Origin of the sequence: Methylococcus sp. EFPC2, assembly GCF_016925495.1 — a bacterium.
Classification (GTDB): Bacteria; Pseudomonadota; Gammaproteobacteria; order Methylococcales; family Methylococcaceae; genus EFPC2.
Map to the genome: position 1 here is coordinate 3549804 of NZ_CP070491.1, position 12406 is coordinate 3562209.

General features: G+C 56.1%; 7 protein-coding genes. All 7 read right to left on the reverse strand.

Annotation, left to right across the window (positions count from 1 at the left end; all coding sequences use genetic code 11):
• Positions 1 to 19: 19 nt before the first annotated feature.
• On the reverse strand, positions 20 to 5071 hold the full coding sequence (locus JWZ97_RS15185; RefSeq protein ID WP_205430939.1) for an RHS repeat domain-containing protein: 5052 nt from the start codon (positions 5069 to 5071) through the stop codon (positions 20 to 22).
• A gap of 33 nt (positions 5072 to 5104) precedes the next feature.
• Positions 5105 to 5962, reverse strand: coding sequence for a hypothetical protein (locus JWZ97_RS15190; protein ID WP_205430941.1), 858 nt, complete (start codon positions 5960 to 5962; stop codon positions 5105 to 5107).
• A 1176-nt stretch (positions 5963 to 7138) separates the two neighbouring features.
• On the reverse strand, positions 7139 to 7921 hold the full coding sequence (locus JWZ97_RS15195) for an exodeoxyribonuclease III (protein ID WP_205430943.1): 783 nt from the start codon (positions 7919 to 7921) through the stop codon (positions 7139 to 7141).
• 259 nt (positions 7922 to 8180) lie between these two features.
• Entirely contained in the window at positions 8181 to 10373 is a 2193-nt protein-coding gene (locus JWZ97_RS15200) for a phosphocholine-specific phospholipase C (RefSeq protein ID WP_205430945.1), read from the reverse strand.
• 686 nt (positions 10374 to 11059) lie between these two features.
• Positions 11060 to 11551, reverse strand: coding sequence for a hypothetical protein (locus tag JWZ97_RS15205; RefSeq protein ID WP_205430947.1), 492 nt, complete (start codon positions 11549 to 11551; stop codon positions 11060 to 11062).
• 17 nt (positions 11552 to 11568) lie between these two features.
• The gene (locus tag JWZ97_RS15210; RefSeq protein ID WP_205430948.1) at positions 11569 to 11952 is read right to left on the reverse strand and encodes a hypothetical protein; all 384 of its coding nucleotides are present in this window, start codon (positions 11950 to 11952) and stop codon (positions 11569 to 11571) included.
• Complete coding sequence (locus JWZ97_RS15215) at positions 11949 to 12392, reverse strand: hypothetical protein (RefSeq protein WP_205430950.1); 444 nt, start codon at positions 12390 to 12392, stop codon at positions 11949 to 11951. Before JWZ97_RS15215 ends, JWZ97_RS15210 begins: the two co-directional genes overlap by 4 nt.
• Between the last annotated feature and the right edge of the window lie 14 nt (positions 12393 to 12406).

Below are 12406 nucleotides of genomic sequence, written 5' to 3' on the forward strand. Positions count from 1 at the left end.
CGGTGCCCACCCTACCGGGCTACGCGGGCTTGGTATGCGGTACGCACCCTCTGGGACCACATGGTTTTGGCTTAGAAGGCGGTTTGGGTTTAGGTGTTGGGACATGTGGTGGCTTTTGTGGCTCAATTGGATCTCCCTGTTTTGGGCATTCAGGCTCTGTTTTACCATCTGGGCAGGAAAGGCCCCTTTTTCTAAAACCACCAAAGGAACAGTCCCAGTAAGTTCGTATTGTCCAGTTACTAAGCAAACCGGGGTAATACTGAAACTCCCAATTGCATTCGCAATTTGCTATTAGATATAGGCAGGTTTTTTTGCATTTCCGCACCGTACCTGATGCTTCATCAGTTACACTTAATTCCGTTTCAACTTCAACTGAACACTCGCCACTTACTCCTTTGCATTCACCTCCAAGCTTGCTCCCTATCGTTATTGTTTCCTTTTGCCCTCTCTCATACTTCCAATTTAATGGTTCGGATGCTGGCGCGCAATTTTGGTACTGCCTAATAAGTGGATAGAATGTTTTTTTCAATCCTACAGGTGAGCACTCATCCTTCTTTAAAGGGTTTAATGTAATCAAGCCAAATGGATCGCTGTATGAAACTGGGTTTCCGTCTGTGTATTCATATATGCTTATTTCAGGGAAGAAACTATCCCTCTGCAAAAACCTCCCCTTATCCGGATCGTAATACCTCGCCCGGTAATAATAAATCCCGGTTTCCTCGTCGTATTGCCTGCCCGTGAACATCCACGGATTGCCGATTGCGCTACGGGCCGTGCCCCAGGGATTGGGCAGCACGGGATTCCCGGCTCCATCAGTGATGGTCGGATGGCCGTAGGCATCGTAGGCGTAGCGCTCGACCACGTTGGCCGCGCCGTCGGTGATGGCTTCCACCGACCACAGGGCGTTCTGGTGGTAGTAATAGGTCTGCCCGCCCCGATCCATGGTCAGTACTTCGTCGATGTAGTTGCCGTAGACGTAGCTGGCCTCGGTCGTTCCGGTGGCGTTTTGCTCCTCGACGATGCGGGCGTCGTCGTAGAAATAGCGGGTTTCCTTGTTGCCGCGGGTCGGCCCGCTCTTTTTGACGATGCGGCGGCTAAGGGCGTCGTAGCGGTATTCGCCGACGACTTGCAACGGCCCAAAAGAGCTGACCTTGGTCAGCCGGTTTTCCTGATCGTACTCGTAGACGTAGCGGTCATCCTGGATCAGGTTGCCGTTGTCGTCGTAGCTGAGCGGCACGCCGTCGAGTTGGGTGATCTCGTTGACCGCGTTGTGCTGCCGGGTCTCGGTGACGCCGTCCTTGATCTTGTCGTTCCAGTTGCCGAGCTTGTCCAGGTCGTACTGGGTCTGGGTCAGCGGCAAGGGCACGTCGGAACCCACCAGATCGCCGACCTTGTAATGGATCAACCGGTACAGGTCGTCGTACTCGTAGCCTTCCGAATGGCCGGTGTCGTGCTGCTTTTCCTCGAAGCGCTTGTTGCCTTCGTTGTCGTATTGGTGGCCGAAGCCGGCAATGAGGGTGGGGCCGGCCTTGGTGTGGGTCAAGTCGGTGATCCAGTTGTTGGCGTTGTACAGGTAGTTGGCCGACGTGCCATTGCCGTAGGTGCGGGTCAACACGCGGTTGCCCGGATCATAGGCATAGGTCGCGATGCCTCCGCCATTGATGTCCGCCAGCCGTTCGCGGAAGTCGCGGTCTTCGGTGACGACCTTGCCGCTCGGATAGGCCAGGGTGCGGCGCCGGTTGGGAATGTCGTAGGCGTACGCGACCGGCTTGCCGTCCTGCGTGGATTGCACGACACGGTTGGCTTGGTCGTAGCTGAAGTTGACGATCCAGCCCGCGCGTCCCGCCAATATCATGCGCCCGCCGACGTCGTAGACAAAACTGTCGTCCGGGTCGACCTGGTAATCGCGCAGGGTCAGGTAGTACAGGTCGTTGTAGACGTAGTCGGTGATCCGGTTTATTGGGTCGGTGCGCCGTTTGAGGTTGCCGGCCTTGTCGTAGGCGAAGCGGCGGATGCCGGCGTCGGGATAGGTTTCCCTGACCAGACGGTTGACCTCGTCATAGACGTAGCGGGTGGTTTCGCAGTCAGCGGTGGGCGCTCCACCGTTGCAGATCGTGGGTGTGCCTTGCCCGTTCGTTTTGGCGGTGGTGAGCTCGGTGACGTTGCCGACCTGGTCGTACACCGTCTTGGTCCATACATCGTCGGCATCCCCGTCGCCACCGTTCGCCGTGCAATCGGTGTCGCCGACCTTCTGCACCTGGCGGATGCGGCGGTTGATGTCGTCGTAGACGTAGCACATCGCGTGGGCTTCGCGGTCGAGAGTCTTGACGAGATTCCCCGCCGGGTCGTAGGTGTGCTGGGTGGTCTGGCCCAGTGCGTCGGTCACAGCGATGAGGCGGTTGACGGCATCGTAGGAATATTGGGTGCAGTGGTCGTTGCCGTCGCATTCCTTGATCCGGTTGCCGATCCCGTCGTAGGCGTAGCCGGGTTTCGTGACGGAGTTGCTGCCCGCCAGCGGCCCTTCCGCGTCGCCGACCTGGATCAACTCGTTGCGGTCGTCGTAGGTATTGGTGGTGACGTTGCCGCCGGGCGAGGTGGTGGTGTTGAGGTTGTGCGCGCCGTCGTAGGTGTAGGCCGTGGTTTCTCCCAGGGCGTTGGCCTCGGTCTTGAGCAGGTTGTCGGCGGAATAGGTGAAAGTCGTGGCGTTGCCGTTGGCGTCGATGCGGGCGAGGACGTTGCCGACCGGGTCGTACTGGACGACCTCGGACCAGTCGTCGTCCGCCGGGTTGCCGGTCTTGTCGAAGTCGTCGGCGATGTCACCCACTTTGCGGATGGTCATGACGCGGCGGTCGACGTGGTCGTATTTGAAGTAGCTGTGTTTGCCCTCGGGATCGATCACGTGGCTGATGTTGCTGGAGCCCGGTGTCGGTTTTTCGCATTCCAGGGCCAAACAATGTATCGGCGGTATCGGCGCACCGGTGTCATAGAAGGTTTGCGTGATCAGGTCGTCGGCATCGCCGGTCGAGCATTCTTGTAGTCCTATCTTGCGGGACTCCTTACTCAGCCGATTAAGCCCATCGTATTCGAAGAAGGTGTAATGCGAGTTGGCGTCGATGGTGCAGATGCGGTTGCCGACCGGGTCGTAACGGGTTTCGGTGACATTGGACAGTGCATCGGTCACCTTGCTCGGGCGGTTCTGCACGTCGTAGGTAAGAAGTGTGACCTTGCCGCGCAGATCGGTGAGTTGAGTCCGGTTGTCGTTGCCGTCGTAGGCATATGCCGTAATCAGGTTCAGCCCACCCGGATCGCGGATTTCCTTGACCAAGCGGTTGCGCAGGTCGTATTGATGACTCGTCGCCTGGAAGGTGTCCGGCGCCTTGGTCGCCTGCTTCCTGACCTGGATGCGATTGCCTACGCCGTCATACTGGTATTGGGTGGCAAATCCCAAGGGGTCGGTTTCTGTTGCCAGCCGGTTGAGGCCGTCATAAACGTATAGCGTCACATGGCCGTTGGCGTCGGTGGTCTGGATGCGGTTGCCGACGCCGTCATAGGCGTACTCGGTCACATGCCCCTGTGGATCGATAGTTTTGATCCTGTTGCCGGCAGCATCGTATTGGTAGCTCGTAATGTGGCCGTTGGGGTCTTTTTCCGTCAGCACATTGCCGTGGGTGTCATAGGCCCATTCCGTCACAAGATTAAGCCCGCCGTCGTCGCGGGTTTCCTTGGTGCGGTTGCCGACGGCATCGTATTCGTAGCGGGTTACGGAGCCGTTGGGATAGCTGATCCGGGTGACGTTGTTGAAAACCGGCTCGTATTGGTAGGCGGTATCGAAATACTCGGCGGGGTAGACCAGGTAGCGACGTTCCTGGGTGAGATTGCCTTGGGCGTCATAGGTATATTCGGTCCGGTGGCCGTTGGCGTCGGTCACGGATGAGACATTCAATGTCGCGGGATCATAGGTGTACTTGGTTTCTGCGCCGTCGGGAGCGCGGATGCGGGTGATATAGCCGTTAGCGTCGTAGTCATACTGCCAGGTATTGCCCCGGCCATCGGTACGAAAAGTAGTGGAAACTTTTGTGGAAGGATCGACCTTGTAAACTCGGCACAATTGGGTCGCCAGCGCACTATCTTCGATGGCCCAGCTGTTGGGGTTGGTTTGGCTGAAGAGCTTAGCGTCTGTGCCGTCAGTGGTGAACAGCGGTTTGTCTACCTGGTAGCCAAAGTTGAAGCGGCGCCCATCGCGATCCAACTTTTGGGTCATCTGGTACAGGTAGTTGTAGGAGTAGCTTTGAGTTTTCCCTCCTGGATCGACGATGCGCAGTAGTTGGGTGTTGGTGCCATCGTATTGCAGGGTGGTGACCTTGCCGCGTGGGTCCGTGATGGCTGAAAGCTTGCGGGCTGCGTTGTATGTCAGATTGAGGCTGCGGCCATAGGTGTCGGTAATGCTGCTCAGCAAGCCGCCGGTATAGGCCAGGGTGGTACTGATACCTTTGGGGTGGCTGATCTTTTTCAGCCAATATAACTGCTGGCCGTTCAGCGTCGGGCTGCCGGCAACCAGGGAGAATTCGTAGCGGGTTTGGTCTTTGTAGATGACGGTGAAACCCGTGGAGGTGCGGGTTAGGGTTTCGAAATAGCCCGCCGTTGAAACGTAGCGAGTGCTCGATATAGGGGTGTATTTGGTTACCCGGCCGTTGCCGTCGTAGCGGAACATTTCCATCCGCTGCTGGAATAGGAAGATGTTATAGCTGTGGGTCCAGCCCACACCCATGGTGGTCAGGACACGGCCGAGAGATCCATCGGCGTTGTAGCTGTCGTAATTGAAATCTAAGTCGACATTACCGTCGGCGGTGCCTCCGATGCTCGGGCCTGCGTAACTCTCCTTCATATTGCCTTCGGACAGGCTGGTGGCGGTGCCGGAAGTTGCGTTTGATGGCAAGTTCGACGGCCCTTTGCTTACGCATGTCGGGCAGGGGTTCAAGCAGGCTAAAAATTTGGCCTCGGCAGGAAAGGCCAATAGCAAGGTGGTGAATAGAACGAGGGCGGAAAACGCGGTGCGGTAGCAGGCAGCCATGGCGATTCTCCCGTGAGTGCATTCTTGAGCGGTTCAGGCGCGCCGGGTTCTGTACATGGCGGGCAGGAACAAGGCCATGAGCCAGAGCGTGGCGGGTTCGGGGATGTTGGCCACCCGTTCTTCTGCGTCGCCTCCGTTCAGTAACGCGTAGCGGACGCCGTAGTGCAGGTCGAGGGTGTTGGTGAGCAAATAATTCATCTTGCCCGCCTTGTCACGGCTATTGGGGCCAATGACCAAGTGTGTCCTTAGGTCTTGATCTGGAACCAATGCGTTGATCGTCACAAAACCTACGTCGTCGCCAAAGAGTTGCTGACTGAAAGTGACTTCGGCTTCGGCCAGCACACCGTATTGGTCCGTTTTGACACTCAGGGCATAGTCTATGAGCACGTTGAAGGTGACGCTGACCGGGTCGCCGTCCGGGCCGCCGGTGATTTGGAAATAGCTAGGCAGGAAAGGATCATCGAGGCGCACGGTGCCCTGACCTTGGGAAATGGCGCTGCCCTCGACCTTGCCGGGAATATTTCCGTCGGCGGTGGCGCTCCCGCTGATCTCGAGATAAGGCGGAGTGGGAGGCGGATCGATGGCTACACCGCCGGCACTGGCCCAGGTGACGGCCGCCGTGAAGGTGGCGGTGTCGGGGCCGATTTTCTCGTCGATAGGAGGTTCGCTAAAAGAAGGACTGAACTCGCCCAGGGAGTTGTTGGCGCTGGCTTGAGCCTGAAGTATCCAGGGCCCGGTGAATTGCACCGTTCCTGTTTTCGGCGCGATGCCCACATCGTGGAAGGTCAAATTGCTGTGGGCGATAGCGGTGGCCCAGGCAGGACCTGCACCGAGAGTGACTGCGCCCAGCAGGCCGGCCGTAAAGATTGTGCGGAATGCAGGTTTGAACATTTTTATTCCTCACAGACGTTGTTATCTGTCCATCTACGGTTCGTTGTCGACATGGACTGATGCGTTACGCGCCAAATTCCTGGTTGCTCCCAAAGCTCCATAGCGCAAAAAAACCGGGCCACCGAGTGTGACTTAATCGAAGTCACACTCGGTGGCCCGGCTTCCGTTCGTCTTGATCCGCGATATTTCACACCTACTTACCGGTAGGTTTGCGTTTCGCTTTTTCATCCAGTCGCCTTCTATGACGTGGTCGAGTATCGCGTCTGCGGTTGAATATCGCCGAAGAATTATTCTGATTAGTATCCTTATGCAGCTAATACCCAAAAACCTTGCTCCGGCAGAGGTTGCCAGAGCCCAGATTCCTTGAATAGTTACCGGAGTAATGCCAAACCGCGAACAGCTACTTTGTCCCAGCTTGGGGGACCTTGCTAGTCAGGAAAATTACTAGAACCGCCTCTCGAGTATCGGCTTACTAGGCTCAAAACCATATTGCCGACTTAATTCAAGACATCGCGTTTCTTGTTGCTCACGAAAACAGGGCAATAATTACGCCATATGTTCAAGCTGTTGATAGTAATAAAAAGAAGAGCCTGGATCTCCCTTGATTAAGATAAGGTATGTATCAGATCTGCGACACACTCTTATCATCGAGTAGGCAAGCGATTGATTTTTAATTAGATATCCATGTGTCTTATATATGAGACGAAGTACATTTGCCGGCATCTTCCTTGTTCCGTCAAAAGTATTAAGGAAAGCTGAGTCGGCAAGCTGAAATTGCCAACCGCCGGACTGCTTAGATATTTCTTGGGTGCTTCATAGCGTGGCCGGCATATGTGCCGGGGCAGGGCAATCGCATGACGGAACATAGCGCGTCATACCGCCAGGGAATGGCGGAATCCAGTGACAGGGGTGTTACCTCGAACCCATCCATGGGGCTTGGACTCCGGCAGTTCCAATTGCAAGCGTCGCTTGAGTCGCGACCGTCCATGCCGGAAAGACGGATTCTTTGTGGGACCGCGGTTTCTGGATAGCCCGTGGGGGTTGCCGATATCGCGCTCGATGCTGTGGCATCAGCGTTTGGGCATATTTATTCGCGTGGATCTCAATACCCGATTCGGGTCGCGTGCGGTCATCGTATTCCGCTATTCAACGACCGTTGTCGAGTATTTGAACAACTCAAACTTTCCAGTCGTAATCCACCGTCAGCGGCGCGTGGTCGCTGAAGCGCTCGTCCTTGTAGATGCTCGTCGAGAGGGCCTGGGCGGCGAGCGCGGGGGTGGCGATCTGGTAGTCGATGCGCCATCCCACGTTCTTGGCCCAGGCCTGGCCGCGGTTGCTCCACCAGGTGTAGGCCTCGCCGGTGGTCTCCGGATGCAGGCGGCGGTAGACGTCCACCCAGCCCAGTTCGTCGAACACCCGGGTGAGCCAGGCGCGCTCTTCGGGCAGGAAGCCGCTGTTCTTCTGGTTGCTTTTCCAGTTCTTCAGATCGATTTCCTGGTGGGCGATGTTCCAGTCGCCGCAGAGTAGGACTTCACGGTCGGCATTCGCCAGATCCGCCAGGTGACCGTAGAAATAGTCCATGAAGGCGTATTTGGCCGTCTGCCGGTGTTCGCCGCTGGAACCCGAGGGCAGGTAAACGGAGATGACGGATAAGTTGCCGTAGACCAGTTCGAGATAGCGCCCCTCGGCGTCGATCTCGGCCACGCCCAGGCCTTCGACGATACGCTCGGGCTGGTGTTTGGCGTAGAGTCCTACGCCGCTGTAACCCTTCTTCTCGGCGTAGTGGAAATAGCCGTAATAGCCGTGCGGATTGAGCATCTCCGCCGTCATGTCGGCGGTCTGGGCCTTGAGTTCCTGCAGGCAGACGAAATCGGCGTGCTGTTTTTCCAGCCAGGGCAGAAAGCCCTTGCTGACGGCGGAGCGTATGCCGTTGAGGTTGGCGCTGATGACACGAAGCATGTGGGTTTCCCGTTGGACGATGGCTCATCTTAACGGCGATGCGGGCGGATTGCCCGCTCCCCCCGGGAAACGGTCTGGTGCTTATCCACAGATTGCGTGGAAAAGCCTGTGGATAAGGGTGTGAACATGACGCGATCACCCAGGGTTGGCGCCGCCGGGAACGTATCGTCCAAATCCGATGCAGCCGCTTCGGGGGACGGACTAGGGCTGCGGAAAAGGAACTGCCGTCCCGGGCGGGACGGCAGCAAGATCCAAGGCTTCAGTCTTCGCCGTCTACTCGGTACTGCTCCGCCAGCGCCGGACCGCCGAGTGCCGGGTCGCTGACCGATGCGCGGCCGGTTTCCAGGCGGCCGGCGAAGCGTCGGCTGTAACCGGTCTCGCCTGCTACCCGCACGGAGAAGTCGTACCAGTTAGCGCTCTTGCGCAAGGGCCACTGCAGGATGCGTTCGGCATGGCCGGGGATGGTGAACGTTTCCGCTTCAAGCTCGTAGTATTTGTTCGCTGCCAGGGTGAATACCGCCTTGGCCTTACCTTCGTTGCGCAGTTTGATGACGAGCGTTCCCCTGTGACGGTCGTAGGCGATCCGCACCTCGGGATTTGCATCGAGCTCCGACGTCCGGGCATGGCCGGTGAAGTGGCGGTGGAAACCGTTCGGTCCGAGTACCCAAAGATCATAGGCGCCCGCACTCGCCGGTGCCCAATGGCCGGTCAGCTGCTTGCCCGGCTCGACCGTGTAACGGCGCGGGATGGAGTTCAGATCGAGGCGGTCGTAGACGTGGAAGACGGCCGCCGCCTTGCCCGTATTGCCAAACACCAGTTCGATCCGGTCGGCAGCCACAACCCGGTCGTGCACGTGCAGCTCGTAGGGCAGCGCACGCGAAGGACGCAGGCCCGCGGCCTGCACCGGCAGCGTGATGGAAGCCGGCGTGGCGGGCACTGTGCGACCCGGCAGGGCGCGTGCCTGCTCGGCGAGCGCCAGGGTGTCCGGCAACTGGTTCAGGAATTCCTGGTCGTTCGGGTCGGCGAAATTGAAGGCGGTCGTCAGGTCGCCGCAGACCGCCCGGCGCCAGGGGGAAATGTTGGGTTCCAACACGCCGAAACGGGCCTCGATGAAGCGGATCACCGAGGTGTGGTCGAACACCTGCGAATTCACCCAGCCACCCTTGCTCCAGGGCGAGACCACGTACAGCGGAACGCGCGGGCCGAGTCCGTAGGCGCGGTGCAGCAAGGCCTGCTCGGTGGCGTTATTGTGATAGCTGACCAGATGCTCGTGGTATTCGCCGATGGTGTCGACGGTCGAAGCACCGGCGAGTTCCGCCTGGGCCGGATCTTCGTTCCAGGAGACATAGGAAGGCGCGGCCGGCGGCGGCACGTGGTCGAAGAAACCGTCGTTCTCGTCGAAGTTGACGATCAGCACGGTCTTGCTCCAGACCTCCGGATTGGCGGTCAGGGCGTCCAGCACGCGGGCCGTGTAATCGGCGCCCTGGGCGGGGCTGGAAGGACCGGGATGTTCGGAGCCTTCGGCGGTCGCGACGATCCAGGAAACCTGGGGCAGCAGCCCGGCGAGCACGTCTTCCTTGAGCTTGTCCAGGTCGCGGGTGCTCACGCCGCGCTGGCGCAAGGATTCGGAATAGCCCGGCCGCTGGAACCACGCGTCGCGGAAGACATGAAAGCCCGCCAGGGAGTTGTCGGTGAAGTTGTCTTCCATGTTCTCGTACACCTGCCAACTGATGCCGGCCTCTTCCAGCCGCTCGGTGTAGGTGACCCAGCTGTAGCCGCCGTCGTTGCCGGGATTGGCGTCGAACCAGTCGTAATCGTTGTAGGTGGCCGGGCCGTTGCCCAGCGCCAACGGATCGTTGCTGCCGGTCCACAGGAACAGCCGGTTGGTGTTGGTGCCGCCCTGGAATGAGCAATGGTAGGCGTCGCAAATCGTGAAGGCATTGGCCAGGGCGTACTGGAAAGGAATGTCGTCCTCGCCGTAATAGCCCAGCGAATGGTTGAATTTCGCCCGCGGCCATTGGTTCATCCGTCCCTCGTCCCAGGCGTACTGGGCGTTGGTCCAGGAATGCGGCGTGCCTTCCACGCGCATGTATTCGAAATGCTGCTCGGTGTTCAGATGGAAGGGAACGATGGCTTCCGGCGTAGCGGTAGAGGACTGGTTGGGCTGGTACCAGACGGTCTTGCCTTCGATGCCGGGCGCATCCGCTACGGGTATGGGGAAGGGGTCGGAGAAGCCGCGCACGCCGTGGAGCGCGCCGAAATAATGGTCGAATGAACGGTTTTCCTGGGTGAGGATGACGATGTGCTCCACGTCGCGGATCGTGCCGGTCTTGCGGTGGGCTTCGATCGCCATGGCCCGCTGGATGGCCGGCGGAAACAGGGAAAGGGCGGTGGCGGCGCCGGTGCCGGCCGCCAGGGTGCCGAGAAATTCGCGGCGGGTTTGTTTGCTCATGGATGGTTTCCCTTGGAATGGAGGTCGTGCGAGGTTAGCCCGGGCGCTGTCTCGCCTCCCGGTTGGTCCCGAAGCCGGCGTGCACCGGCCGCAGGTTGCGAGAACCGGCCCGGTGCGAACGGTGGTCGACAGGCGGCATCATTCAAGCTCGCCATAAAGCTAGGGATACGACCGTTCCAGCTCCGCGACGCGACAAGCTACAGGGACAAAATGACACGGCTGTTACACCTTCCAAGCGGAGTTTCCGTTGGGTGGCACGGTGCCCGTCCCGGCCGCTGACGAAAGACTTCGTGGGCCGCGCCAGCCATTCCGGGCCGCTTGTTGCAATAACCGGCTTGCTCGTTCGTTAAGTGCCATGTATCGCTTGGCGAAGTATGGCCGCAGGCTGGAATGAGCTGCGGCGAATTCCAGCATTGCAAGCCTGCGAACTGGAATTCCTTCGTTATTCCAGTTCGAGTATCTCTCCCGATAAAACCAGTATCCACAGTCGAGGTGACATCACTAATCTTTTTCATCAGCAGCCGATAACCCTTGTGCTCCACCCGTCACAGTGACAGCCAGTTCGCCCCGGAATATAAAACAACAGAATTCGATGATGTGGACAGGATTAATCACAGTCGAAGGTTTGCTCGAGCGATGGAGCTCGCAAGCTCTCCGCATCTTACGGCCCTTTTGAGGTTGGTCGCTTACTTAAAAACACGCCAGCCTGCTATATTTGTAAATCTAATGTATTTCTCAATTTGATTTTCAAGCAGGTTGAGATTTACTTCAAATTCATTTCGTGCTTTTACACTTGATTCGTGCAATGCAGATAGATCATATGTGTCTTCTGTCAAATGGCTATCTCTTTCATATTTATTTTTTTCATAAAAGTAGATCGTGCTTCCATTTTGCTGAATTTTTCCTAGGGTTTCATAAACTCCATCTTCAGGATCAAAGAGGAATCTTGATTCTCTGTATGACTTTGTAAAATTGATGGATTTCTCTAGTATTTTGTCTGTTGATTCGTGCGAAGTTGCTTGATAATATTCAAGGGCTGTTAGATAAATACTAAATCGTTTATTGTGCAAATCTAATCTTGTCTTAGCGCTTGAAATTTTCAGTTGAGAAAATAAAACTACAAATGAAGCAGCGCTTACCGCTATCGCCGCTATACTGAAAATAGTTGTTTTATCCATGTCGCCTCCTTCGAGCATTAATATTCGATTATAGGTTGTTTTATGCTCATGTCGGACGGAAATACGGGGTGAAGTGCATCGGGATTCTTTTTCAATGCCATTTCAACAAATTCCTTGTCTTCTTCAAAGATGTGCATGATTTTGAATTTTTTCACACCTATCTTTGCCGCTCTTCTAATGTCGTACAAACTTTTTCCTCTAAAATTCATTGTTCTTATAAGTAGCGAGTACAGTTCATAGCTAAAACGGCTATTTAATTCATCAATTTTTGAAGAAATAAGAGGGGTGCTGATAGTGTTGGGTAACGACTTGAGGCATTCAATCAAGTCATTTTTCTTTGCTTTCGGTGGTGGTGTTGCTTGGTTTTCAGTGCATAGACTTTTTAGTTCGCTGATCTTCAATTGACCAAGTACCTCTTCAATCGTAGTTGGAACAAAATCCTTTTCATTGGAAAGCGAGCGGGAAATTTATCAAGTTTTGTAAATATTTTGTTCCATTCCTCATATTCATTCCAATGCCAGTTTCTGCCTTTGAAATACTTTTCCCAAACAGTGGCTTGATAACGTCCCATATTTAGGAATCCTCCCTCGCCATTTTTGATAATAGAGTTAATTTCCTTAGCTTCACTTGCTGATAGTCCAGATATGTCTGCAATCATTGTTTTGAAAACTTCGTCATAGCATTCAAAAATTTCCTGCTCTGGTTTGATTGTTGGTATTGAACGATTAGTATTAACCTGAATGTTGGTTTTGATAGCAGGTACTTCGTTTTTTTGTATTGATTTCAAAAAATCAAAAAGTCCCATTGTTTTCTCCTCGTTCACAAGTTCAAGCAGAGCCACAGGATGCGGTTCGC

Bases quoted from the DNA above. Each gene is read 5' to 3' on its own strand.
- JWZ97_RS15185 (WP_205430939.1), bottom strand. From the start codon at position 5,071: ATGGCTGCCTGCTACCGCACCGCGTTTTCCGCCCTCGTTCTATTCACC.
- JWZ97_RS15190 (WP_205430941.1), bottom strand. From the start codon at position 5,962: ATGTTCAAACCTGCATTCCGCACAATCTTTACGGCCGGCCTGCTGGGC.
- JWZ97_RS15195 (WP_205430943.1), bottom strand. From the start codon at position 7,921: ATGCTTCGTGTCATCAGCGCCAACCTCAACGGCATACGCTCCGCCGTC.
- JWZ97_RS15200 (WP_205430945.1), bottom strand. From the start codon at position 10,373: ATGAGCAAACAAACCCGCCGCGAATTTCTCGGCACCCTGGCGGCCGGC.
- JWZ97_RS15205 (WP_205430947.1), bottom strand. From the start codon at position 11,551: ATGGATAAAACAACTATTTTCAGTATAGCGGCGATAGCGGTAAGCGCT.